This window comes from Rhodoferax antarcticus ANT.BR (assembly GCF_001938565.1).
In the GTDB taxonomy this organism is placed as follows: Bacteria; Pseudomonadota; Gammaproteobacteria; order Burkholderiales; family Burkholderiaceae_C; genus Rhodoferax; species Rhodoferax antarcticus.
Map to the genome: position 1 here is coordinate 24,973 of NZ_MSYM01000006.1, position 22,397 is coordinate 47,369.

General features: G+C 61.1%; 25 protein-coding genes. 12 read left to right on the forward strand and 13 right to left on the reverse strand.

The features are described 5' to 3' along the window. Positions 1-101 precede the first annotated feature (101 nt). Positions 102-356 (forward strand): acyl-CoA-binding protein, encoded by a 255-nt coding sequence (locus BLL52_RS02905; protein ID WP_075585235.1) that lies wholly within the window; start codon positions 102-104, stop codon positions 354-356. Here the strand turns inward: BLL52_RS02905 and BLL52_RS02910 are convergent. Then, complete coding sequence (locus tag BLL52_RS02910) at positions 345-680, reverse strand: polyhydroxyalkanoic acid system family protein (RefSeq protein WP_075585236.1); 336 nt, start codon at positions 678-680, stop codon at positions 345-347. The genes BLL52_RS02905 and BLL52_RS02910 overlap by 12 nt on opposite strands. A gap of 6 nt (positions 681-686) precedes the next feature. Beyond that, complete coding sequence (locus BLL52_RS20690; protein ID WP_156876287.1) at positions 687-845, reverse strand: hypothetical protein; 159 nt, start codon at positions 843-845, stop codon at positions 687-689. A gap of 211 nt (positions 846-1,056) precedes the next feature. Here BLL52_RS20690 and BLL52_RS02915 point away from each other — a divergent pair, with 211 nt between their 5' ends. Beyond that, positions 1,057-1,392, forward strand: coding sequence for a DUF1840 domain-containing protein (locus tag BLL52_RS02915; protein WP_075585237.1), 336 nt, complete (start codon positions 1,057-1,059; stop codon positions 1,390-1,392). Positions 1,393-1,414: 22 nt separating this feature from the next. Here the strand turns inward: BLL52_RS02915 and BLL52_RS02920 are convergent, their stop codons facing one another. The 7 genes from BLL52_RS02920 to BLL52_RS02950 form a co-directional block, all read right to left on the reverse strand. Continuing rightward, positions 1,415-2,671 (reverse strand): phenylacetate--CoA ligase family protein, encoded by a 1,257-nt coding sequence (locus tag BLL52_RS02920; protein ID WP_075585238.1) that lies wholly within the window; start codon positions 2,669-2,671, stop codon positions 1,415-1,417. Positions 2,672-2,748: 77 nt separating this feature from the next. Further along, on the reverse strand, positions 2,749-3,573 hold the full coding sequence (locus tag BLL52_RS02925) for an ABC transporter ATP-binding protein (protein WP_075585239.1): 825 nt from the start codon (positions 3,571-3,573) through the stop codon (positions 2,749-2,751). Positions 3,574-3,643: 70 nt separating this feature from the next. Then, positions 3,644-4,963: an ABC transporter substrate-binding protein gene (locus tag BLL52_RS02930; protein WP_075585240.1), complete on the reverse strand. Its 1,320-nt coding sequence runs from the start codon at positions 4,961-4,963 to the stop codon at positions 3,644-3,646. A gap of 63 nt (positions 4,964-5,026) precedes the next feature. Next, on the reverse strand, positions 5,027-6,091 hold the full coding sequence (locus tag BLL52_RS02935) for a branched-chain amino acid ABC transporter permease (protein ID WP_075585241.1): 1,065 nt from the start codon (positions 6,089-6,091) through the stop codon (positions 5,027-5,029). Between the two features lie 57 nt (positions 6,092-6,148). Beyond that, positions 6,149-7,078: a branched-chain amino acid ABC transporter permease gene (locus tag BLL52_RS02940; RefSeq protein WP_075585242.1), complete on the reverse strand. Its 930-nt coding sequence runs from the start codon at positions 7,076-7,078 to the stop codon at positions 6,149-6,151. A gap of 10 nt (positions 7,079-7,088) precedes the next feature. Beyond that, positions 7,089-7,874: an ABC transporter ATP-binding protein gene (locus BLL52_RS02945; RefSeq protein WP_075585243.1), complete on the reverse strand. Its 786-nt coding sequence runs from the start codon at positions 7,872-7,874 to the stop codon at positions 7,089-7,091. A gap of 14 nt (positions 7,875-7,888) precedes the next feature. Beyond that, complete coding sequence (locus BLL52_RS02950) at positions 7,889-9,835, reverse strand: AMP-dependent synthetase/ligase (protein ID WP_075585244.1); 1,947 nt, start codon at positions 9,833-9,835, stop codon at positions 7,889-7,891. Between the two features lie 185 nt (positions 9,836-10,020). On the opposite strand from BLL52_RS02950, the gene BLL52_RS02955 reads away from it, so the two are divergent. The 6 genes from BLL52_RS02955 (at position 10,021) to BLL52_RS02980 (ending at position 15,378) form a co-directional block, all read left to right on the forward strand. Beyond that, positions 10,021-10,728, forward strand: a complete 708-nt coding sequence (locus BLL52_RS02955) for a Crp/Fnr family transcriptional regulator (RefSeq protein ID WP_075585245.1) — start codon at positions 10,021-10,023, stop codon at positions 10,726-10,728. A 167-nt stretch (positions 10,729-10,895) separates the two neighbouring features. Further along, entirely contained in the window at positions 10,896-11,294 is a 399-nt protein-coding gene (gene copM / locus BLL52_RS02960; RefSeq protein ID WP_083633754.1) for a CopM family metallochaperone, read from the forward strand. A 92-nt stretch (positions 11,295-11,386) separates the two neighbouring features. Further along, positions 11,387-12,397, forward strand: a complete 1,011-nt coding sequence (locus BLL52_RS02965; protein WP_083633755.1) for a pseudouridine synthase — start codon at positions 11,387-11,389, stop codon at positions 12,395-12,397. Positions 12,398-12,579: 182 nt separating this feature from the next. Further along, complete coding sequence (locus BLL52_RS02970; protein WP_241838976.1) at positions 12,580-12,993, forward strand: TRAP transporter small permease; 414 nt, start codon at positions 12,580-12,582, stop codon at positions 12,991-12,993. Further along, on the forward strand, positions 12,990-14,288 hold the full coding sequence (locus tag BLL52_RS02975; protein ID WP_075585246.1) for a TRAP transporter large permease: 1,299 nt from the start codon (positions 12,990-12,992) through the stop codon (positions 14,286-14,288). The genes BLL52_RS02970 and BLL52_RS02975 overlap by 4 nt, the downstream gene beginning before the upstream one ends. Before the next feature lie 52 nt (positions 14,289-14,340). Continuing rightward, positions 14,341-15,378 (forward strand): DctP family TRAP transporter solute-binding subunit, encoded by a 1,038-nt coding sequence (locus BLL52_RS02980; RefSeq protein WP_075585296.1) that lies wholly within the window; start codon positions 14,341-14,343, stop codon positions 15,376-15,378. Between the two features lie 53 nt (positions 15,379-15,431). On the opposite strand, the gene BLL52_RS02985 is transcribed toward BLL52_RS02980, so the two are convergent. Next, entirely contained in the window at positions 15,432-16,634 is a 1,203-nt protein-coding gene (locus BLL52_RS02985) for a methionine gamma-lyase (RefSeq protein WP_075585247.1), read from the reverse strand. 169 nt (positions 16,635-16,803) lie between these two features. Between BLL52_RS02985 and BLL52_RS02990 the strand changes: the two genes are divergently transcribed. From BLL52_RS02990 to BLL52_RS03005, 4 genes are all read left to right on the forward strand, one after another. Continuing rightward, positions 16,804-17,052, forward strand: coding sequence for an Lrp/AsnC family transcriptional regulator (locus BLL52_RS02990; protein ID WP_083633757.1), 249 nt, complete (start codon positions 16,804-16,806; stop codon positions 17,050-17,052). Beyond that, the gene (locus BLL52_RS02995; protein ID WP_075585248.1) at positions 17,049-18,290 is read left to right on the forward strand and encodes an esterase/lipase family protein; all 1,242 of its coding nucleotides are present in this window, start codon (positions 17,049-17,051) and stop codon (positions 18,288-18,290) included. The genes BLL52_RS02990 and BLL52_RS02995 overlap by 4 nt, the downstream gene beginning before the upstream one ends. An 89-nt stretch (positions 18,291-18,379) precedes the next feature. Continuing rightward, the gene (locus tag BLL52_RS03000; protein ID WP_075585249.1) at positions 18,380-18,868 is read left to right on the forward strand and encodes a nuclear transport factor 2 family protein; all 489 of its coding nucleotides are present in this window, start codon (positions 18,380-18,382) and stop codon (positions 18,866-18,868) included. Positions 18,869-18,888: 20 nt separating this feature from the next. Continuing rightward, positions 18,889-19,605, forward strand: coding sequence for an SDR family NAD(P)-dependent oxidoreductase (locus tag BLL52_RS03005; RefSeq protein ID WP_075585250.1), 717 nt, complete (start codon positions 18,889-18,891; stop codon positions 19,603-19,605). Positions 19,606-19,656: 51 nt separating this feature from the next. On the opposite strand, the gene BLL52_RS03010 is transcribed toward BLL52_RS03005, so the two are convergent. The 3 genes from BLL52_RS03010 to BLL52_RS03020 are packed head-to-tail and all read right to left on the reverse strand — an operon-like array spanning position 19,657 to position 22,373. After that, positions 19,657-20,460, reverse strand: coding sequence for a YecA/YgfB family protein (locus BLL52_RS03010; protein WP_075585251.1), 804 nt, complete (start codon positions 20,458-20,460; stop codon positions 19,657-19,659). Positions 20,461-20,515: 55 nt separating this feature from the next. Further along, positions 20,516-20,968 (reverse strand): putative toxin-antitoxin system toxin component, PIN family, encoded by a 453-nt coding sequence (locus BLL52_RS03015; RefSeq protein WP_075585252.1) that lies wholly within the window; start codon positions 20,966-20,968, stop codon positions 20,516-20,518. Beyond that, entirely contained in the window at positions 20,958-22,373 is a 1,416-nt protein-coding gene (locus BLL52_RS03020) for a THUMP domain-containing class I SAM-dependent RNA methyltransferase (RefSeq protein WP_075585253.1), read from the reverse strand. The genes BLL52_RS03015 and BLL52_RS03020 overlap by 11 nt, the downstream gene beginning before the upstream one ends. Positions 22,374-22,397 lie beyond the last annotated feature (24 nt).

Genomic DNA, 22,397 nt, shown 5'->3' on the forward strand with positions numbered 1-22,397 from the left:
AGTATTGGAGGGCGACCCCTATTCTGGCGGCAAATCGCCCCTTAGACTAGTCTGGCTTTACCGCGATTTGCCTCTTTTAACCCCCATCGGAAGCTTGCCTCATGCCTAATCTGCAAACGAAATTTGACGCCGCCGTGGCGCACTCCAAAAACCTGAGTGAGCGCCCCGACAACATGACCCTGCTGAAGCTCTATGCGCTGTACAAGCAGGGTAGCGTGGGCGACAACACCGAGAAAAAACCCGGCTTCACCGACATGGTCGCCCGTGCCAAGTGGGACGCCTGGACCCTGCTTAAAGGCACCAGCAGCGAAGACGCCATGCAGCAGTACATTGACCGGGTGGACTCACTCAGCTGATTTGACTTTTTTGCGGCTGGCGCGCTTCGGGTTCGGCGCGGCCAGCAGCGTGTCGAGGTTGCTCACAATCTCGGCTTCAATGCGGTGTTTGAAGGCCCCCAGCAAAAAACCCAGCTGCATGCGCAGCTCAAAGCGCGAGGCATCCACGTCCAGCTTGCCTTTGACGCCAGAGCGTGAGAAGTTCACTTCGTCTACGCCGTCGCCCTCGATATAGCTGCAAGCCAGCCCGAAGTCGGTCTGAGCCTGCTCGGCCCATTTGAAAGCAATCTTGCGGGCCTGGGCCAGACCCAGAGTGTGTTCGCGAACAATGTGTAATTCAGCCATGGTGTCTCAAAGTGGGTTGAAAGGAGTGCCCAACGTGGCGAACGGGTGGGCGCCAGCGGTGTTGTTGGTGGCATCGACTGGGGTGGAAGCTGGCGTGTCGCCGCGCCAAGCCTGAACCTGTTGCATGCGCTCGGCTCTGTCGTCTCGCAGTACATTGTTTTTCATAGCTACTCGCGCTTGATTATCAAGGGCTAGAGGGCTATTTTGCATATAAATATCCGTTGGGTGCTGGCGCGTATTATGGGTCAGTGTGCGGCACGGCTGCGTACCCAGATGAGCGCCCCAACCCATCAAGCCACCCTGCGGCAAGGCCACGCGGCCACAGAAAAGGCTAACATGGCCATCAACCAAATCAGTTAACACTCTAGGAAGCACCATGCTCTATATTTTCAAATCCAAGGTAACCGGGGACGTGATCATGCTGCAGCCCAACGGGGAGCGCCTGCTGGAGATCATTGGCAAGCGCACGGCCAAAGAACCCAGCGTGAAGGGTATTTTGCTGGTTGAGCAGATGCCCCAGGCGTTGGAGGCGCTCACCGCAGCCATCGCACAAGAAGATGCCGCCCGCGCGGTAGCCAATGATCAGACCCATGCTGAAGACGCGCCCGTGTCGCCCGCTGAAGCCGTCGGCCTGCGCCAGCGCGCTGCACCCTTCATGGACATGATCCGCGAATGCTTGAAGGCCAAAGAGGCCATCCTCTGGGGCGTTTGATTTTTGGCGCGGGCGCCAGCGGCTACTTGTAGCTACGGGCGTCTTCGATCACCTTGCCGTCATTGGGCAAGGCGCCCAGCGCCAGCACTTCGACCTGGCCGCGCAGCTTGGTCACATCGCGAATCGCCTCCATGAGTTTGGCACTCAGGCCATCCGGGGCGCTGCAGGCCGTCTCGACCTTGAGGGTCATGACATCGTTGGCCATCTCGCCGCTGACCACCAGGCGAGCGCGCATCACCTCGGGGAAGCGTTTGGCAATCTGGTCTACCTGAGCGGGGTGCACGAACATGCCGCGGATTTTGGTGGTCTGGTCGGCGCGGCCCATCCAGCCCTTGATGCGGGTGTTGCTTCGCCCGGTGGGGCAGGCGCCCGGCAACACGGCTGACAAATCGCCGGTGCCAAAGCGGATCAAGGGGTAGGTTGGGTTCAGGGTGGTCACCACCACTTCACCCACTTCGCCCTGAGCCACCGGGTCACCGGTGCCGGGGCGCACGATTTCCAGCAGCACGCCTTCGTCCAGCACCAGACCTTCGCGAGCGGCGGTCTCAAAGGCGATAGAGCCCACATCGGCGGTGGCATAACACTGGTAGCCCACAACGCCATGCGCGCTGAACCAGTCACGCAGGCTGGGTGGGTAGGCTTCGCCGCCAAACATGGCCTTGGTCACGCTGGGCAAAGCTACGCCCATCTCAAGCGCTTTTTCCAGGATGATTTTCAGAAAACTCGGGGTGCCAATGTAGCCTGCTGGCTGCAACTCAGCCATGGTCTGCACCTGTTGCTCGGTCTGGCCGGTGCCACCGGGGAACACCGTGCAGCCCAGCGCATGGGCGCCGGTTTCCATCATCGACCCGGCAGGCACAAAGTGGTAGCTGAAGCTGTTGTGAATCAGGTCGCCTGGGCGAAAACCTGCCGCAAAAATGGCGCGCGCCATGCGCCAGTAGTCGCGCGCCGTGCCTTCTGGCTCATAGATTGGGCCAGGGCTGGCAAACACGCGGGGCATATGGCTACCAAAGGCCGCTGCGCTGAATCCGCCAAAAACGCTGCCACCGCGCTGGCGGCTGGCCAATTGCAGCTCCAGCAACGCCTGTTTGCGCGTTACCGGCAGTTTGGCCAGCGCTGCACGGCTGGTTACCGCTGCCGGATTTACGTCTTTGAAGATCTCTGCCAACGCGGGCGAGACCAGCTTGGCGTGCGCCAGCTGCAGCGCCAGGGCCGCGAGCAATTGGGCTTCACGCGCTTCGGGGCTGCGGGTTTCCAGTTCGTCGTAAAAAGCTGTCATTATTGGCCTTTTGGGCTTGAGCCCTTATATCTATTGCGTGGGTAGCTTCTTTTAATATAGCGGCTAAAGCGCTGCAATCAGGCCAGCCAGCGTTTACGGCGCTTGTAGCTTTTTGCGTCTTTGAAGCTCTTGCGCTCGCCGCCACCCATACCAAGGTAAAACTCCTTGACGTCCTCGTTATTGGCCAAGCTGGCCGCAGCGCCGTCCATCACCACCCGACCCGACTCCATGATGTAGCCGTAGTCGGAGTATTTAAGGGCCATGTTGGTGTTCTGCTCGGCAAGCAAAAAGGTCACCTTTTCGCGTGTGTTCAGGTCTTTAACGATGTTGAACACTTCTTCCACAATCTGTGGTGCCAGGCCCATGGAGGGCTCGTCGAGCAGCACCATGCTGGGGTTGGTCATGAGCGCCCGGCCAATGGCGCACATCTGCTGCTCGCCACCCGAGGTGTAGGCCGCCTGGCTGGTGCGCCGCGTTTTCAGGCGCGGGAAATAGGTGTAGACCTTCTCCAGGTTGGCCGCAATCTCGGGCTTGCTGGTGCGCGTGTAGGCACCCGTCAGCAAATTTTCTTCAATGGTGAGGTGGGCGAAACAGTGGCGCCCCTCCATGACCTGCACCACACCACGCTTGACTAGGTCAGCGGGCGTGAGGTTTTCGATGCGCTCGCCGCGTAGCTCAATGCTGCCCTTGGTGACCTCGCCGCGCTCGCCTTGCAGCAGGTTCGAGACGGCGCGCAGCGTGGTGGTCTTGCCCGCGCCGTTACCACCCAAAATGGCGACGATGCTGCCTTCAGGCACCTGCAAGGACACGCCCTTGAGCACCAAAATCACGTGGTTGTAAATGACCTCGATGCCATTGACATTGAGCAGCGTGGCGGGCGCTGGGGGGGCGGTGGTGTCCATAGAGCGTTCCGAAAAAATTCGAGGGAATCAAGAGCCCCGCCTTTATGCAAGGCGGGGCCCGCGAAGCACATCAGTTGCAGGTGCGCGGCGTGATGTTTTTCTCTTTGGCGTACTTGGCAGCGTATTCCTTCACCAGCGGATTGATGTGGGTCTTGTCGGACTGATACCAGTCAGAGGTGATGTTCCACTTGCCGCCGTCCCACTGCACGATGCGCGCCCAGTCGTCGCCCATGTGGTTGCTGCACGATGTTTTGACCGGGCGCATGATGGTGCCAAAACCCAGCGCTTTCAGGCGCTCGGCGGTGAGGTTCAGGTTTTCGAAGCCCCAACGCACTTGTTCTGACGTCAGTGACTTGCCTTTGCCATACTTTTCTTGCGCAGCGCGGATCGCCTCGACCTGGAGCATCGAGATCATCATGCCGCGCGTGTGTGCCAAGGTGCCGACGCTGGTGGCGGGGCCGGTGCCCTGGCCCTTGTCGTACACCATTGTCTTGAGCGCGTCGTGCACAGCATCTTTCGCGGCACTGTTGTGAATGGTCACGGCGTTGTAGCCCTTGGCGCTGATGCCAAGGTCTTTGACGTCGTGGTCCGAACCCGCCCACCACACGGCGTACATCTTCTCGCGGGGGAAGGCGGTGGCTTGCGCCTCACGGATGCCAGCGGGGGTCATGACGCCTGCAGACCAGAACAGCACATAGTCAGGCTTTTGCTGGCGAATCTTCAGCCAAGTCGATTTTTGCTCGACACCGGGGGGGGTGACTGGGAACAATACCACCTCAAAACCATCGGCCGCGGCGCGCTTTTCCAGCAACGGGATCGGCTCTTTGCCATACGGCGAGTCGTGGTAAACGAGCCCGATTTTCTTGCCCTTGAGGCTGCCCTTTTCTTTCTTGGCAATGTCTTGCAAGATCACGTCGGCGGCGGTCCAGTAGGTGCCCAGCAACGGAAAGTTCCACTCAAACACGGTGCCATCCACCGATTGCGACAGGCCGTAGCCCGGGGTTTCAATCGACACCTTGTCGGCAAAGGCCTTGTCGGTTACCGCGAAAGTGATGCCGGTGGACTGCGGGTCAAACCCCGATGCGCCCGAGCCCTTGGACTTGAGGCGCTCATAGCATTCCACCCCTTTGGCTGCGTCGTAGGCAGTTTCGCATTCCTCGTACGTCAGCTTTACGCCATTGACGCCGCCATCACGCGCGTTGACCAACTTAAGGTAGTCCTGCTTGCCATCGGCCCATGGAATGCCCAGCGGTGCAAACTGACCGGTGCGGTACACCAGCAGCGCAATGAACTGTTCGGCCGCTTGGGCTTGCGCCAGCGTGGGTGCGACCAGGCTGGAAAGTCCGGTCACCGCGATGGCGCCGGCGAGTGCGATTTTTTTAATAGGCATGGTTTGTCTCCTGGTGGTTGCAAAAGTTTGCGGGGGGTGAAAAGGTGTGCAGCGCGTTGGCGCTCAGTGTGGGAAAGGCCAAAGGCGAAGTTTCTGTCGCGCGGTAGACCACAGACGCGCCAGCCCGTGGGGTTCAACGATGAGGAAAAACACGATCAACGCACCAAAAATCATGTGCTCTAGGTGCGCGGCCGTGGCCGTGGAAAACGCAATGCCCAGCCAATGCGGCACGTAGTTGAGAAATAGCGGGAGCATCACGATGAAGGCGGCGCCAAAAAAGCTCCCGGCAATGGAGCCGAGCCCGCCAATGATGATCATGAACAGCAGCTGCAGCGACTTGTCCAGGCCAAACGCCGCTGGCTCCCACGCGCCTAGGTGCACAAAACCCCATAACGCACCGGCCACGCCAACAATAAAGCTGCTCACCGCAAAGGCGGTGAGCTTGGCGTTCACCGGGCGAATACCGATGACGCTGGCAGCCACGTCCATATCGCGCATGGCCATCCATTCGCGGCCAATGGCGCCGCGTACCAAATTCTTGGCCAGCAGGGCGAACACCACGACAAAGCTCAGGCACAGCAGGTATCTTTGTGCCGGTGTGTCAATGGCGAAGCCAGCCACCTCCAGTGAACCGACGCTGACCGACCCGGAGGACGAATCGTTCGTCACCCACGGCACGCGGTTGGTGAACCAGTCCACGAAGAACTGCGCCGCCAGTGTGGCCACAGCCAGGTAGAGCCCCCTAATACGCAGGCTGGGAATGCCAAACAGGACGCCTGCCACCATGGCGCACAGGCCGCCACCCAGCACGGCCAACAGCAGCGGCATGCCTTCGATGCGAACTTGCAGGTTGTAAGCCGCATAAGCGCCAACCGCCATGAAGGCGCCGGTGCCCAAGGAAATCTGGCCGCAGTAACCCACCAGAATGTTCAGCCCGATGGCTGCCAGCGAAAGAATCAGAAACGGAATGATGACGGCGCGAAAGGCGTAGTCGCTGGCCACGATGGGCACGACAAAAAACGCGACGCCGGCCAGCGCCAACAAAACCCAACGGTCTTGCGCCACAGGGAACAGTGCCGTGTCGGCACGGTAGCTGCTTTTGAACTGGCCATTTTCTCGGTAAAACATAGATGCCTCTGGGTGTTCTCAGTGGGGAACGCGCAAATTTGCTGCGGATATTCGGGGTCAGACCCGGTCGATGATCTTGTCGCCGAACAAGCCCTGAGGCCGGAACAGCAAAATAGCCAACGCCAGCACATAGGCGAACCAGGTCTCGATGCCACCGCCTACAAACGGGCCCAGATAGATCTCTGAGAGCTTTTCACCCACGCCAATCAACAGCCCGCCCAGAATAGCGCCGGGTACCGAGGTGAGGCCACCGAGGATGACCACCGGGAACGCCTTGAGCGCCACCAGAGAAATCGAATATTGCACACCCAGCTTGGAACCCCAGATCATCCCGGCCACCAGCGCCACAATGCCGCCAATCGCCCAGACCACTACCCAGATACGGTTCAACGGGATGCCAATAGATTGGGCTGCCTGGTGGTCGTCTGCCACCGCGCGCAGCGCGCGCCCGGTGCGGGTTTTCTGAAAGAAGATGGTCAGCAGCACCACCAGCACCGCAGAGATCAGCGCGGCGATCAGGTCTTCCAGGTTCAGCAGCAGGCCGCCCTCGAACATGTTCTCCAGCACGATCAGCGGCTCCTTGGGCATGCCGATGTCGATCTTGTAGGTGCCGCTGCCAAACAGCAATTGGCCAGATCCGTCTAAAAAGTAGCCAATGCCCAGTGTGGCCATCAACAGCGTGATGCCTTCTTGGTTGACGAGGCCACGCAGTGCGAGCCGCTCAATCAACCAGGCCACGATCACCATCGCCAGCATGGCCACCATGAACGCCAAAAGGTTAGCCAGGAACAGGCTGTCAAAGCCGAGCCATTGCGGAATCCATTCGGCAAACCGCGCCATGACGAGGGCCGCGAAGAGCACCATGGAGCCTTGGGCAAAATTGAATACGCCCGATGCTTTGTAGATGAGCACGAAGCCCAGCGCAATGAGCGAATAAAGCATGCCCGCCATCAGGCCGCCAAAAAGAGTTTCGAGAAAAAAGCCCATGCTGGTGTCCTTAGTGTGACGTGCCCAAATAGGCGGTGATGACGTCTTCGTTGTCTCGGACCTCGTCTGGCGTGCCGTCGCCAATTTTTTTGCCGTAATCCAGCACCACCACGCGGTCGGAGATGTCCATCACCACGCCCATGTCGTGCTCAATCAAAACGATGGTGGTGCCAAACTCTTCATTCACATCCAGAATGAAGCGGCACATGTCCTGCTTTTCCTCGACGTTCATACCGGCCATGGGCTCATCAAGCAGCAGCACCTGCGGCTCCATGGCCAGCGCGCGTCCCAGGTCCACACGTTTTTGCAAGCCATAGGGCAACTGGCCCACAGGCGTTTTGCGAAAGGCCTGGATTTCGAGAAAGTCGATGATGTGCTCGACCTTTTCCCGGTTGGCAAACTCTTCACGCTGGGCCGGGCCGATGCGCAGTGCCTGCAGCAGGATGTTGCTTTTGATCTTCAGATTGCGCCCGGTCATGATGTTGTCGATCACGCTCATGCCCTTGAACAGCGCCAGGTTCTGAAAGGTCCGGCCAATGCCCATCTCGGCGACTTGCCGCGAGTTCATATGCGAAAAGGTTTGACCGCGAAAGGTGATGGCGCCCTCGGACGGCGTGTATACGCCGTTGATGCAATTGAGCATGGAGCTTTTGCCCGCGCCGTTGGGGCCGATGATGGCGCGCACCTCGTGCTCACGCACATCAAAGCTGATGTCGGTCAGCGCCTTGACGCCACCGAAGCGCAGGGAAATGCTTTTGACGTCCAGAATGACGTCACCGATGTTTTTGCTTGCCATGGGGTTAACTTCTTTCAGGCCGCGGCCTTGACCGGCGCAAAGGTCTTGGTGTCGTCAATGCGCAGCGTGGCGCTGACACTGCCGGTGCGGCCGTCTTCAAACTTGACCTGGGTTTCGATGAACTGCGTGGTTTTGCCACCATAGAGGGCGTCAATCAGCGCGTCGTATTTCTCGGCGATGAAGCCGCGGCGCACTTTGTTAGTGCGCGTCAACTCCCCGTCATCGGCATCCAACTCTTTGTGCAGCACCAGGAATCGGCTGACCTGGCTGCCGGCCAGCAGGGTGTCGACGCTCAGGTCGGCATTGACCTTTTCCACGCACTCGCCGATGAGCTCGTAGACCTCGGACTTTTGCGCCAGATCGGTGTAGCCGGCGTAGGGCAGGTTGCGTCGCTCGGCCCAGTTGCCCACCGCTTCAAAGTCGATATTGATCATCACGCAGACCTTTTCGCGGCCGTCGCCATAGGCCACCACTTCTTTGATGTACGGGAAGAACTTGAGTTTGTTCTCCACATACTTGGGCGCAAACATGGCGGCATCAAAGACACCGCCCTTGATGCGGCCCACGTCCTTGACGCGGTCGATGATTTTCAGGTGACCGTGCGCGTCCAGAAACCCCGCGTCACTGGTGTGGTACCAGCCGTCGGCGGTGAGCACTTCGGCGGTGGCTTCGGGGTCTTTGAAGTAACCCTTGAGCAGCCCCGGCGACTTGACCAGAATCTCGCCGTTGTCGGCCACCTTGATCTCGACGCCAGCACACGGCACACCGACCGTATCGGCGCGGGCTTCATGGTCGGGCTGCAAGCAGACAAACACCGCGGTCTCGGTGGAACCGTAGAGCTGCTTCAAGTTGACGCCAATGGAGCGGTAAAAGCTGAACAAATCCGGCCCAATGGCCTCGCCCGCGGTGTAGGCCACGCGCACCCGGCTCAAGCCCAGGTTGTTGCGCAGCGGGCCATAGACCATCAAGTCGCCGATGGCATACAACAGCCGGTCCAGCGTGCCTACCGGTTTGGCATCCATCAGCGTCGGGCCCACACGTTTGGCCAGTTCCATAAAGGAGTGAAACATCTTGCGCTTGATCGCGCCCGCGTCTTCCATGCGGATCATCACGCTGGTGAGCAAGCCCTCAAACACGCGCGGTGGCGCAAAGTAATAGGTGGGCCCGATTTCTTTCAGGTCGATCGTCACCGTTGCCGCCGATTCGGGGCAGTTCACCACGTAGCCACAAGACAGCCACTGCGCGTAACTGAAGATGTTTTGCCCGATCCAGGCCGGTGGCAGGTAGGCCAGCACGTCTTCCTTGTGAGTCAGCTTGTCAAAGTCAGCGCCGGCGCGGGCACGGTTAAGCAGCGAGTCATGGGTGTGCACCACGCCTTTGGGGTTGCCGGTGGTGCCGCTGGTGAAAAACATGGCGGCCACGTCATCGGGTTTGACCTTGGCCACTTCCTGCTTGAAGAAATCGGGATGCATCGCGGCGAAGGCTTTACCGGCAGCCATCAGCTCATCCATTGCGGTCAGGCCAGGCTCGTCGTATTTGCGCAGGCCACGCGGGTCATCAAAGTAGATGTGGCCCAGCTGCGGACACTGCTCGCGGATTTCCAGCAGTTTGTCTACCTGCTCCTGGTCTTCGGCAAAGGCAAAGGCAACATCGGCGTTGTTGATGGGAAACACACACTCGGGCGCAGCCGCATCCTGGTACAGCGCAATCGGCACCGCACCCAGCGCCTGCACCGCCAGCATGGTGGCGTACAGGCGCGGGCGGTTGGCACCGATCACCACCATGTGATCATGCTGGCGCAGCCCGGCTTGGTGCAGGCCGCAGGCCAAATGCTCCACCAGCGCGGCCATGTCAGCCCAGCTGATGGCTTGCCAGATACCGTACTCTTTTTCGCGCATGGCCGTATCTGCCGGCCTAGCGCTGGCATGGTTCAGCAGAAGCTGCGGGAAAGTCGTTTGCATTGCTTGCCTTGTCTGGATTGCTTTCAAGCCCCAACACAGTCGATGGGCCGCTTGACGTGCCGCAATCGTAGGGGTTAGTTTGACGCTCGGTTGTCGTTTGGATGACAATTCAAACTTTTCCCAGTAAGTGTTTTCCCTGGTTTGTGGGTAATCCTTACCCTCTTTCCCCGCCTCTGGAGCCCGCCATGACCCACGACGCCACCCTCTACCAGCGCAGCCGTCCGTTGACGGCCGCCGAGCTGAGTGTGATTCCGTGGCTCAAAGTGTTGCTGCCCGACGAGCGCGAGCGTGCCTTGGAGGATCTCAAGATCACCGACGCAAACAGTGGCGATTTCATCTGCCGCACCGGCCGCCCGGTGACCTACTGGTTTGGCCTGGTTGATGGACTCCTAAAGATGAGCGCCGACAACATCGACGGCCAAACCATGACATTCACCGGCGTGCCGCCCGGCGGCTGGTTTGGCGAGGGCACCGCACTCAAACGTGAGGTCTATCGCTACAACATCCAGGCGCTGCGCAAAAGCCTGGTCGCGGGCCTGCACGTGGACACCTTTCATTGGCTGCTGGACCACTCGATTGGCTTTAACCGCTTTGTCATGCGCCAACTCAATGAGCGCCTGGGCCAGTTTATTGCCGCGCGCGAAATCGACCGCATGACCAACCCGAACATTCGCGTGGCGCGCAGCTTGGCCGCGCTGTTTAACCCGGTACTCTACCCCGGCCTGGGCACGGTGCTGCGCATCACCCAGCAAGAGCTGGCGTATCTGGTGGGCCTGTCGCGCCAGCGCGTTAACGAAGCGCTGACGACACTGGCCGCAGAAGGGGCGATTGCAGTGGACTACGGGGGCTTGCGGGTGCTGAATTTGCAGGCACTGCGCACGGGGATGTTTTGAGGTACGCACCCCATAGCTGCCCAGTGTCCGAACCTGAGCCAAACGTCGACCCCCGCTCGTAGTGTGGTTTTCGGCAGCTCAAGTAGCATCTGACGGCGCCTTGCTGGTTAGCTGGCTTTGGCGGCTTCACCAATAACTTCGACCTATTTATTCAAGGACGGCATCCCATGACACAGACTCTCTCACAGGCATCCAAGTTGGGCACAGCGATCGTGCTGGGCGCATGGCTCTCAGGCGCAGCTTTCGCCCAGGCGGCTGATCCGCATGCTGGCCACACCATGGCGATGCCCACCAGCACGGGGCAGTCAGCCTCCAATGCCGCCTACGAGCAGGCCAACGCCAAAATGCACAAGGACATGGCGGTACCACTCAGCGGCAATGCCGATACTGACTTTTTGGCCGGCATGATTCCGCACCACCAAGGCGCGGTAGATATGGCTGAAGTCGTGCTCAAGTACGGCAAAGACCCGAAGGTGAAGAAACTCGCGCAAGAGATCATCGCGGCGCAAAAGCAGGAAATTGCCATGATGCGAGCTTGGCTGAAGCAAAAGCAGGCCACCAAGTAGGCTGACGCTGCGTTAACCACACCGCTGGGTTGTATGTAAAATCATGCTCTAGCCCTCTATTTATAAGGGCTAAAAGCTATAGTTTTCATACCATGACTACAACCCCACCCCCCTGCGGTTTTCGCCGCGCTGCGCCACCACCCGCCAAAGCACCCATCCCTGCGGGGCAAAGCAACACCGCCGCACATGGCGCGGGCGGCACGCTGCGGCTGAACAAACGCATGGCCGAGCTGGGGCTGGCGTCGCGCCGCGAAGCTGACGAATGGATTGGCAAAGGCTGGGTCAAGGTCAACGGCCGTGTTGCAGAGATGGGCATGCAGGTCGCGCCAGATGTGAAAATCGTGATCGACAGATTGGCCACAGGTGCGCAGGCCAAGCAGGTGACGGTGCTGATCAACAAGCCGCTGGGTTTGGTCAGCGGCCAGGCCGAAGACGGCCACCAGCCCGCCATCACCCTGGTGCAGCCGCAAAACCGCTGGGTTGACGACAACGCACGTTTCTTTTTTCACCCGAGCCAGCTCAAAAGCCTGGTGCCTGCCGGTCGGCTGGACATTGATTCCACCGGCTTGCTGGTGCTGACGCAAGACGGCCGCATCGCCCGCCAGCTGATTGGCGAAGACGCGACGATAGACAAGGAATACCTGGTGCGGGTGATGTACACCGGCGTCATCAACACCGCCGCTGCCACCTCCGCCGCCGCCACTCACGCAGCGCGCCCGCAGGCCCGCGGCCAGATCAGCGCCACAACGGCCACGGCGCACGCACCGGCCCGCCCTGCCCCACCCACCCAGCTCAGCCGCATCGACGATGACGACCCGATAAGTCAGGATGTGCAATCTGTTTTTCCTGCTGACAAGCTGGCGCTGCTGCGCCATGGCCTGAAGCTTGACGGCAAGGCGCTGCTGCCAGCGAAAGTGGAATGGCAAAACCCCGAACAATTACGTTTTGTGCTGGCCGAGGGCAAAAAGCGCCAGATCCGGCGCATGTGCGAGCTGGTCGGCCTGAAGGTGGTGGGCCTGAAGCGGGTGCGCGTTGGCCGGGTGATGCTGGGTAATTTGCCGGTGGGCCAGTGGCGCTACTTGGCGCCGCATGAGCAGTTTTGATCCCCGCGGGCGCCGATGCTGTAGCGGCCACCCTGATTTGCCCATAGAACCCAGACTGCGCACACACCATGCCTTTACCCAACGAACCCACCCCTCTGCCGGTTGAGGTGCTCGACCCTAACGCGCCAGAAGAAAAGACACTGGTGCCGCTGAAGATTGAAGACTGGCTCACGGTGACCGTGATGGCGCTGCTGGCGCTGATCACCTTCAGCAATGTACTGGTGCGCTATTTCACCAATGAGTCATTTGCCTGGACCGAAGAGTTTTCGGTGTTTCTGATGATTGTGCTGGCGCTGGTGGCGGGCTCGGCTTCGGTGGCGCGTAACCGGCAAATCCGCATCGAGTTTTTCTCCGACAGTGGCTCACCCACACGCCAGCGCGCCCTGGCCCGCTTTGGCGCGCTGATGGTGGCTGTGCTGTTCACGCTGATCGCCGTATTGAGCGTGCGCACCGTCTATGACGACTTCCGCTACGGTGAGACTTCACCCGGCATTGGTGTGCCGCAGTGGTGGTACACCATCTGGCTGCCAGTGCTCTCGGTGGCCATCGCGCTGCGTGCGCTGGGGCTGTTCATCCGCCGGGGACGACAGCCATGATCGCCACGCTGCTGTTTGTGGTGTTTGTGCTGATGATGCTCGCCGGGGTGCCGATTGGTGCGTCGCTGGGGCTGGCGGGGGCGGCGGCGATTGCGCTGGCCAATGCGGATTCGCAATGGTTTGGCCTGCTGGCCGTGCCGCAGAACTTTTACGCGGGCTTGGGCAAATACCCGCTGCTGGCGATTCCAATGTTTGTTTTGGTGGGCTCGATTTTTGACCGCTCGGGCGTGGCGCTGCGGCTGGTGAACTTTGCCACCGCCATCGTTGGCCGTGGCCCAGGCATGCTGCCGGTGGTGGTGATTGGGGTGGCGATGTTCATGGGTGGCATCTCCGGCTCGGGGCCAGCCACGGCTGCGGCAGTGGGCGGGGTGATGATTGCCGCCATGACCCGCGCCGGTTATGTGCCGGCATTTTCGGCCAGCGTGGTGGGGGCAGCGGCCTCCATCGACATTTTGATTCCGCCGTCGATTGCTTTCATCGTTTATTCAGTGCTGGTGCCGGGGGTGTCGGTACCGGCGATTTTTGCCGCTGGCATGCTGCCCGGCCTGCTGGTCGGGCTGGCGCTGATGGTGCCCGCCGTCTGGCTGTCACGCAAGCACAGCATGGGCCTGCACGAAGCGCTGCTGCCGCGCCCGCCGTTTTGGGCCAGCCTGCGCGAGGCCTCCTGGGGACTGATGGCACCAGTGGTGATTCTGGGCGGCATGCGCGCGGGCTGGTTCACGCCCACCGAGGCGGCGGTAGTGGCGGTGTTTTACGGCCTGTTTGTCGGCATGGTGATCTACCGCACGATCCGGGTCCGCGACCTGTTTGTCATCCTGCGCGAATCGGGTGAGTTGTCGGCGATCATTTTGTTGGTGGTGGCGCTGGCGGGTATTTTTGCCTATTCGCTGTCGACGCTGGGCATCATCGACCCGGTGACCGAGGCGATTGTGAATTCTGGGCTGGGTGAGTACGGTGTACTGGCACTGCTGATGTTGCTGCTGGTGGCGGTAGGTATGTTTCTGGACGGGATCTCGATCTTCTTGATCTTTGTGCCGCTGCTGCTGCCCATCGCCAACCATTTCCACTGGGACCCGGTGTGGTTTGGCGTGCTGTTGACGATGATGGTGGCGCTGGGCCAGTTCACCCCGCCGATTGCGGTGAACCTGATGGTATCGTGCCGTATTGCTGGCGTGCGCATGGAGCAAACGGTGCCGTGGGTGATGTGGCTATTGGTGGCACTGCTGAGCGTTTTAGTGCTGGTCATTGCTTTTCCGCAAGTGGCCCTGTGGCTGCCCACACGCCTGGGCTATTGAACCCGTGTCACGGCTTGGGGCTTATTTTTTAAAACTTAGGAGGCTGAAGATGATGAAATTGCGTAGAACACTGGTGGGGTTGCTGGCTGCCGTGGCAGCGCTGGGCGCTGTGCCAACAGCGGCGGTGGCAGACACGCCGTACAAGTCCGAGTACCGCATGTCGCTGGTGCTGGGCACCGCCTTCCCCTGGGGCAAGGGCGGCGAAATCTGGGCCAATTTGGTCAAGGAGCGCACCAAAGGCCGCATCAACATCAAGCTGTACCCCGGTGTGTCGCTGATCCAGGGTGACCAGACGCGCGAGTTTTCCGCGCTGCGCCAGGGCGTGATTGACATGGCGGTGGGCTCCACCATCAACTGGTCGCCGCAAGTGCGCCAGTTGAACCTGTTCTCGCTGCCGTTTCTGATGCCCGACTACGCCGCCATGGACGCGCTCACCCAAGGCGACGTCGGCCGACAGCTGTTTGCCACCCTGGACAAAGCCGGCGTGGTGCCATTGGCCTGGGGTGAAAACGGCTACCGCGAGCTGAGCAACTCCAAACGTGCGGTGCGCACACCAACTGACCTGAAAGGCATGAAGATCCGTGTGGTCGGCTCGCCGCTGTTTCTGGACACCTTCACCGCGCTGGGCGCCAACCCCACGCAAATGAGCTGGGCTGATGCGCAACCCGCCTTTGCCAGCGGCGCTGTTGACGGCCAGGAAAACCCGCTGTCGATCTTTACCGCCGCCAAGCTGCACAACGTGGCGCAGAAAAACATCACCCTGTGGGGCTACGTGGCTGACCCGCTGATTTTTGTGGTCAACAAAGAAATCTGGGCCTCCTGGACGCCAGCCGACCAGGCCATCGTGCGCCAGGCCGCCATGGATGCGGGCAAGCAAGAGATCGCCATTGCCCGCAAAGGCTTGGTCGAGCCCGGCCAGCCGCTGCTTAAAGAGATTGCCGCCCTGGGTGTAACGGTGACGCAACTCACCCCGGCCGAGCGCGAGGCCTTTGTCAAAGCCACCCGCCCGGTGTATGAGAAATGGAAAAAGGCCATTGGCGTGGATCTGGTGACCACCGCCGAGCAGGCGATTGCTGCACGCAAACAGTAAGCAACAGAGCGCCAGCCCTGTCGACATAAGGGCTGGCTTGAACTATGCAGCGCCTATGCCAGCGCTTGATCCAGCGCCTGCGCAATGTCGCCCAGGATGTCTTGCGGGTCTTCCAGGCCCACTGACAAGCGCACCAGCCCCTCGCTGATGCCGTGCGCGGCGCGCTCCTCGGAGGTGTAGGTGGTGTGCGTCATGCTGGCCGGGTGTTGTGCCAGGGTTTCGGCATCGCCCAGGCTCACCGCACGGGTCACGAGCTGCAACGCGTCCATGAAGCGGATGCCCGCTGCCATGCCGCCGCGCAGCTCAAAGGCCACCATGCCGCCAAACTGGCTCATCTGGCGTTTCGCCAATTCATACTGTGGAAAATCTGGCAGGCCAGGGAAATAGACGTGCTTGGTCGCCGGGTGGCGGTGCAGCAGCTCGGCCACTTTTTGTGCGCTCTGGCAATGGCGGTCCATGCGCAGGGTGAGCGTTTTCAGGCCGCGCATCACCAGATGCGCGTCTTGCGATGACATCACCGCGCCAGTCATGTCTTTCAGGCCGAACACGCGCACGCGCAGGGCCAACTCAGGGTCGGCAAAGATGGCGGCACCAGCCATCAGGTCGCCATGGCCGCCCAGGTATTTGGTGACTGAATGCAGACTCACATCCGCACCCAGGGTGAGCGGGCGCTGCAGGTACGGCGTGCAATAGGTGTTGTCCACCACCACCCGCACACCCGCCTGGTGGGCGATGGCAGATACCGCCGCAATGTCAATCAGGCGCATGTTGGGGTTGGCGGGTGTCTCACAGTAGACAACACGGGTGTTTGGGCCAATGGCCTGCGCCACGGCTTGCGGGTCAGTCATGTCCACATGCCGCACGCTCACCCCAAAGTGCGTCAGCCCGTGGTTCAGCAGGGAAAAGGTGCAGCCGTAGAGCGTCAGGTCAGCCAGCACTTCGTCGCCCTGTTGCAGCATCGACCACAGGGTGGCGCTGATGGCGCCCATGCCCGAGCCAAACACGACCGCGCCTGCGCCCTCTTCCAGGCTGGCCAGGCGTGCCTCCAGCAGCGCCAGCGTGGGGTTGCCAACGCGGCTGTAAAAGTAGCCTGATTCGGTACCGGCAAAGCAACGCCCGCCATAGGCTGCGTCCGGGAACACGTAGGTGGCTGAGGTGTAGATCGGCGGCACCAGCGCGCCATGGTGGTCAGCCGGGTTGTAGCCGTGGTGAATGGCGCGGGTACTGAAACCGCTGCACTTGGGGGTGTGGTTCATGCTCGGCTTTCAAAAATTGAACTGAGGAACAACGCAGTGCCTGGGTACAGGCAGATGCTGGTGCTGCAGAATTTTGAATCTATTGAGTGGGAGAAGTTTTCTCAAATTTCATATTGAATGCGGTAAATTTGGAAAACTATTGCACTCTTCATTATTTTTGAGGTGAATCATGCCTAACCAGGACAAGCGCTTTGATGCCATAGACCGCCAGCTGCTCAGCGCCCTGCAGCAAGACGGCCGCGCCACCGTGGGTGAACTCGCCCAACAGGTGTCGCTGTCGGCATCGCCGTGCTGGCGGCGCATCAAAAACCTGGAAGATGCCGGCGTGATCGAGGGCTACCACGCGCGCCTGAGCCGCCAGAAACTCGGCTACGGCGTCACCGGCTTTGCCGGTGCAATAAGCCACAATCAACCATGACTGCCGCAGCCAAACTCAGAACCTCTGAGCATGTGCGCGCCTCTGACCTGCGCGCTGCCGCCTTGCTGGCCACCGAGGCGACCCACGCCATTGCCAGCATGGCCGAGGGCGTGCATCAGGCGGTGTGGCGCACGCTGGGCGCGCCCAGTGGCGCCACCCCCGAGCAGGCGCGTGGCCTCACCGGACGGGTGTACCAAGGCATTCAAGGCATCACCGGCCTCATCGGGCGCAGCCTGAACAGCGCACTGATCCGGCTGGAGCCGCTGCTGCAGCGCCTGGAAGGGCAAGGTGACGAGTCGCCTGAGCGCGCCGCCATCATCGCCGCGCTCAACGGTGTGATGGGCGACCGCCTGAAGGTCAGCGGCAACCCGTTGGCACTCCCCATGACGCTCTCATATCAAGAGCATGTTGCGCAATCAGCACAAGGGCTAGAGGCCAATTTGGCATCAAATAAGCTGCTGATCGTCATGCACGGCCTGTGCATGAATGACGCGCAGTGGACCACCGAGCACGCCGACGGCCCGATCAACCCTGCCGAAACATTGGCCCAAACCCTGGGCTACACCCCCATCTACCTGCGCTACAACAGTGGCCTGCATGTCTCGCAAAACGGGCGGCTGCTGGCCCAGCGCCTGGAAGACCTCGTCACCCAGTGGCCCAGCGCCGTGCAAGAGGTAAGCGCGCTGACGCACAGCATGGGCGGCCTGGTGATGCGCAGCGCGCTGTTTTACGCCCAGCAAGACGGCCTGCGCTGGCCTGCCTTGTTGAAAAACATGGTGTTTTTAGGCACACCACACCACGGCGCGCCGCTGGAGCGTGCCGGTAATTGGGTCGATGAAGTGTTGGGCAGCACGCCCTACAGCCGCCCGTTTGCCAAGCTCGGCCAGCTGCGCAGCGCCGGCGTGACCGACCTGCGCTACGGCCACCTGCTGGATGTGGACTGGCAGGGCCATGACCGCTTTCGCCGCAAGCCCGACAGCCGCCAGCCGGTGCCGCTGCCCGCAGGCGTGCGCTGCTTTGCGGTGGCCGCCACCAACGCCGCCAAACGCGGCAGCCTGGCAGACCGCTTGCTGGGCGACGGCCTGGTACCGTTGCCAAGCGCCCTGGGCCAGCACGCAGACCCGGCGCGCTGCCTTAGTTTTGCGCCAGAGCACCAGCACATTCTGTACCGCACGCACCACCTGCAGCTGCTCAGCAGCCCGGAGGTGACCCGGCAGCTGCTGCAGTGGCTGGCCTAATTCAAGCTGAGCGCTCCGGGCCCTCTGCCCTGCTTGTGCCCGGGCTTTGGCGATTCGTTGAGAATCAACCCCTATTCACCTGACCCACCATGCACCCCAACGCCCAAACCCTGACCCGCTTTTACACCGCCTTTGCAGAGCTGGACGCCGACGCCATGGGCAGCTGCTACAGCCTAGACGCCACCTTTGACGACCCGGCCTTCTCCCTCAAAGGGCAGCACGAGATCGCCGGTATGTGGCACATGCTGTGCAATGCCGCACGCGGCAATGGCAAGCAAGACTGGCGGCTCGATTTCAATAACCTACAGGCCAACGACAGCAGCGGCCACGTCCACTGGGAGGCGCGTTACCGCTTCACTGCCACCCGGCGCCAGGTGCACAACATCGTCGAGGCGGATTTCACCTTCTGCCCCGAAGGGCTGATTGCCAGCCACCGCGACCAGTTCGACTTCTGGCGCTGGTCCCGCCAGGCGCTGGGCATGGGCGGCTGGGTGCTGGGTTGGGCGCCCTTCTTCAACACACAGATGCGCCGCCAAACCCGAGCCGCGCTGGACAGCCATCTCGCCAAAAATGTCTGATAAAAATCGCTGATCAAAACATGCAGAACACCGACTTAAAGCCATTTTGTTTGGTCATCGGGGCCAGCGGCGGTCTCGGTGCGGCATTGCTGGCGCGGCTGCAGGCAGACCCGCGCTACGCAGTGACGCTGGGTCTGTCACGCCGCAGCACGCCAGCGCTGGATTTGCTCGACGAGGCGAGCATTGCCGCGGCGGCACAGCATCTGTCGACGCTGCTGGCCGAGCAGGCCGGGGTGTTGCGCCTGATCGTGGACGCCACCGGCATGCTGCACACGCCAACACAGCAGCCGGAAAAAAGCTGGGCGCAGCTAGATGCAGCGCAAATGGCGCAGGCCTTTGCCATCAACGCCATCGGCCCGGCGCTGCTGATGAAACATTTTTTACCGCTGCTACCGCGCCAAGGCACGGCGGTGTTTGCCACGCTGTCGGCCAAGGTTGGCAGCATTGGCGACAACCGGCTGGGCGGCTGGTACAGCTACCGCGCCAGCAAAGCCGCGCTGAACCAGTTGGTGCACACCGCGGCGATTGAGCTGCGCCGACGCGCACCGCAGGCGATTTGCGTGGCACTGCATCCGGGTACGGTGCACAGTGCCTTGTCACAGCCGTTTGCCAAAACCGGCCTCGACGTGCGCCAGCCCGAAGTTGCGGCGGCGCAGTTGCTGGCGGTCATGGCTGATTTGAAGCCGGAAGACTCTGGCGGGTTTTTCAGTTTTGAGGGCGAGTCACTGCCCTGGTAGGCACCTAGCCCATATGAATAAAGGGCTAGTAGCTACCAAATTAGGAACGTTTTAGTTCGCCCCGCAGCACTTTTTGTACTTTTTACCGCTGCCACACGAGCACAGGTCGTTGCGGCCGGGGGTCTCCACGCGGTAGACGGTTTCCACGCGCGGGCCGATATGCAGCCAGACATCACGCAGGTCATACACCGCCCACAGCGCGTCGGCAAAGTCGTTCAGGCGTTGCTTGCTCAGGGTCGGTTCGCCGTCTTCCTCAAAAGCGCCGATGGTCGGCTCTTCGGTGTCGTCTTCGGTCAAGGCCACGATGCATTCCAGCGCACCGTTGACCATCTTGGAGGCCTCTGGGTCCTTCGGCGGCTCCCACTCCTCGGCCCAGTTTTCCACCGCGTACATGAAGCCAATGGCCCAGATCTGGCCAAAAGAGGGAATAGGCGCGTCACCCATCTCGGCGCGTTGCTCGGGCGGCAAGGCGGCTATGGCAGCGCGCAGGTCCATCACTTCAGGCTGGTAGGCGCCGTCATCGTTGAGCGACTCGATGTTCAGATCGAGCGCGGTGGAGATTTCCTTCCAGCGCTGTGTCCAGAGTTCCATGAAGCGCTCAAATTGGTCGGTGTCGGCAAACACCGCAGCGCCGCAGGCACCCGCCGGATCGAACCCCAGCAGCACCGGCAGGAATTCAGCGGGCACCAGCGGACGGCGGCAGCAAACCAGTGCGGCCATGAAACCTTCGCAAAACTCCCACTGCGGGATTTCGTCGTCGCGGGTGCGCAGGTCGTCCAGAATGGTGTCGAGCTCGTCGAATTGTTCGAGGCCAAGGGCGCCGTCTGGCGCGTTTTGGGTGGGTTCAGTGGTCATGGTTAGAAAAGAATTGATGAAGCAGCCCGCATTGTCTGTCGAGCCGCCACGGGAGTCAAACTACTATGCTATCAATAGCTACTGACGCTTTCACGTCAAGGGCTAGAAGCCTTTTCTTCATACAAAGTACGGCTTTGTCCTTGCTCAGTAATGTGGCTTGATGGGTCACGGCCAGGTCAATGAACTTCTGGTCATCCGGGTCTTGGCAGGTGACGCTGGCCTTGGGTGCCACGGCAACGATCTGCGCCTGGGCGTCAAACGCGGCCAGCACCTGCTCGGCGACGACGGCTTGCTGGGTCAGGCATTTGCCGATGGCGCCGTAACCCAGCACCCGCGCCAGCTCTTCGCGCATCGGCGCGGTTGCCACCCATTGCAGTTGACCTTGTTCCATGGCGCACTGCAGGGCTCGCGTTGCCGGGTCGTGGAAGAGGAACAGGTCGAGGACGATGTTGGTGTCAAGGACGAGGCGGGGGAAAGCGGGGTCAGGGAAAGTGGGGTCAGAGCACACGGTTGCTTGGCGCCCGGTGATCTGACCCCTTTTCCCCGCGATCTAACGCCATTTTCCCCGCCACCATGTCAAAGCGGAACAAGCGGCATTCGATCGGGCCATTCCACATGGGGACGCGGCGCGATTCTTTCAGGCGCATCTTGCCCGGTAGTTTCAGGTCGGGGGTGAGCATCCAGGCGGTCCAGCCGGGATAGTTTTTCTTCCAGTGGGTGGCGAGTTGGCTGAAGAACTCGCCGCCATTTTCCGTTTGTGGCAGCTCGCGGGCACCAAAGCGGCCCTGCTGCGGTGCGCCTTGGGCCACAAGTTCGCTATCGTCTTCATAGCTTGTATCCGAATTAGCATAGGGGCTAGAGGCCGTTTTCCCCTGTAACGATGGGCGTGTAGCCCGGCCCGCGCGCGCCGCCCCCGCCACACCTGCCACGTCAATACGCTCGCCATACGGCGGGTTCAGCAACATCACGCCGCCACCGGTTTGGCTCACGTCAATGGGGGGCATGCGCTGCAGCGCGTCACCACCACGGAACTCGATGACGCCGGCCACCCCCGCACGCTCGGCGTTGCGTTGGGCGAAATCAACCATGCGGTGCGCCACGTCGCTGCCAAAAATAATGGGTTTTTGGCCTGCATCCGGCATAGATACTGCGTCAGCAGCTTCCTGTTTGATAGCGTCCCAATCAGTTTTGCGAAACGGTACATATTTCTCAAAGGCAAAACGGCGTTGGCCACCGGCAGGCAAGTTGCAGGCCATTTGCGCGGCTTCAATCAGAATCGTGCCGCTGCCGCAACACGGGTCGTACAGCGGCTGCAGGTCGCCCTCACCGTCGAGCCAGCCGCTGGCCGCTAGCATCGCGGCGGCCAGGGTTTCTTTCAGCGGTGCGTCGCCGGTACCGACGCGCCAACCGCGTTTGAACAGGGGTTCGCCCGAGGTGTCGATGTAGAGCGAGCAGCTGTCGGTGGTCAGGTGGGCGTAGATACGGGCGTCCGGCCACTGGGTGTTGACGTCGGGGCGCACGCCATTGGCCACCGCCCGGAAGCGATCACACACCGCGTCTTTGACTTTGAGCGCGGCAAAGTTAAGGCTGTTGAGCGGGCTGTGTTGGGCAGTGATCTCGACCTTGATCGATTCACGCGGGGTGAACCAGCGCTCCCAGGCCACCTCGCTGGCGGCGCGGTACAGGTCTTGCTCGCTGCGGTACTCGGTGTAGCTCAACAGCACCAGCACGCGCTGCGCCAGGCGGCTGTAGAGGTTGAGCAGCATGGCGTGCGCTAGCCCAGTGCGCACCGCAACCCCGCCGCGCTGCTTGGTGATGCAGCCCGGCGGCAGGCCGGTGATGCGCAGCACCTCGGGCGCCAGATAGTCTTCTACGCCAGCGGCGCAGGGTAGGAACAGTTGCAGTTGGTTCATGAATTCACCTGGTCAGTTGACATT

Coding starts and splice junctions, on each gene's coding strand:
- BLL52_RS02965 (WP_083633755.1), top strand. CDS start 11,387: ATGACTACAACCCCACCCCCCTGCGGTTTTCGCCGCGCTGCGCCACCA.
- BLL52_RS03010 (WP_075585251.1), bottom strand. CDS start 20,460: ATGACCACTGAACCCACCCAAAACGCGCCAGACGGCGCCCTTGGCCTC.
- BLL52_RS02925 (WP_075585239.1), bottom strand. CDS start 3,573: ATGGACACCACCGCCCCCCCAGCGCCCGCCACGCTGCTCAATGTCAAT.
- BLL52_RS02915 (WP_075585237.1), top strand. CDS start 1,057: ATGCTCTATATTTTCAAATCCAAGGTAACCGGGGACGTGATCATGCTG.
- BLL52_RS02990 (WP_083633757.1), top strand. CDS start 16,804: ATGCCTAACCAGGACAAGCGCTTTGATGCCATAGACCGCCAGCTGCTC.
- BLL52_RS02920 (WP_075585238.1), bottom strand. CDS start 2,671: ATGACAGCTTTTTACGACGAACTGGAAACCCGCAGCCCCGAAGCGCGT.
- BLL52_RS02995 (WP_075585248.1), top strand. CDS start 17,049: ATGACTGCCGCAGCCAAACTCAGAACCTCTGAGCATGTGCGCGCCTCT.
- BLL52_RS02905 (WP_075585235.1), top strand. CDS start 102: ATGCCTAATCTGCAAACGAAATTTGACGCCGCCGTGGCGCACTCCAAA.
- BLL52_RS02975 (WP_075585246.1), top strand. CDS start 12,990: ATGATCGCCACGCTGCTGTTTGTGGTGTTTGTGCTGATGATGCTCGCC.
- BLL52_RS02940 (WP_075585242.1), bottom strand. CDS start 7,078: ATGGGCTTTTTTCTCGAAACTCTTTTTGGCGGCCTGATGGCGGGCATG.
- BLL52_RS02980 (WP_075585296.1), top strand. CDS start 14,341: ATGAAATTGCGTAGAACACTGGTGGGGTTGCTGGCTGCCGTGGCAGCG.
- BLL52_RS02985 (WP_075585247.1), bottom strand. CDS start 16,634: ATGAACCACACCCCCAAGTGCAGCGGTTTCAGTACCCGCGCCATTCAC.
- BLL52_RS02945 (WP_075585243.1), bottom strand. CDS start 7,874: ATGGCAAGCAAAAACATCGGTGACGTCATTCTGGACGTCAAAAGCATT.
- BLL52_RS02935 (WP_075585241.1), bottom strand. CDS start 6,091: ATGTTTTACCGAGAAAATGGCCAGTTCAAAAGCAGCTACCGTGCCGAC.
- BLL52_RS03020 (WP_075585253.1), bottom strand. CDS start 22,373: ATGAACCAACTGCAACTGTTCCTACCCTGCGCCGCTGGCGTAGAAGAC.
- copM (WP_083633754.1), top strand. CDS start 10,896: ATGACACAGACTCTCTCACAGGCATCCAAGTTGGGCACAGCGATCGTG.
- BLL52_RS20690 (WP_156876287.1), bottom strand. CDS start 845: ATGAAAAACAATGTACTGCGAGACGACAGAGCCGAGCGCATGCAACAG.
- BLL52_RS02950 (WP_075585244.1), bottom strand. CDS start 9,835: ATGCAAACGACTTTCCCGCAGCTTCTGCTGAACCATGCCAGCGCTAGG.
- BLL52_RS02910 (WP_075585236.1), bottom strand. CDS start 680: ATGGCTGAATTACACATTGTTCGCGAACACACTCTGGGTCTGGCCCAG.
- BLL52_RS02930 (WP_075585240.1), bottom strand. CDS start 4,963: ATGCCTATTAAAAAAATCGCACTCGCCGGCGCCATCGCGGTGACCGGA.
- BLL52_RS03005 (WP_075585250.1), top strand. CDS start 18,889: ATGCAGAACACCGACTTAAAGCCATTTTGTTTGGTCATCGGGGCCAGC.
- BLL52_RS03000 (WP_075585249.1), top strand. CDS start 18,380: ATGCACCCCAACGCCCAAACCCTGACCCGCTTTTACACCGCCTTTGCA.
- BLL52_RS02955 (WP_075585245.1), top strand. CDS start 10,021: ATGACCCACGACGCCACCCTCTACCAGCGCAGCCGTCCGTTGACGGCC.
- BLL52_RS02970 (WP_241838976.1), top strand. CDS start 12,580: ATGGCGCTGCTGGCGCTGATCACCTTCAGCAATGTACTGGTGCGCTAT.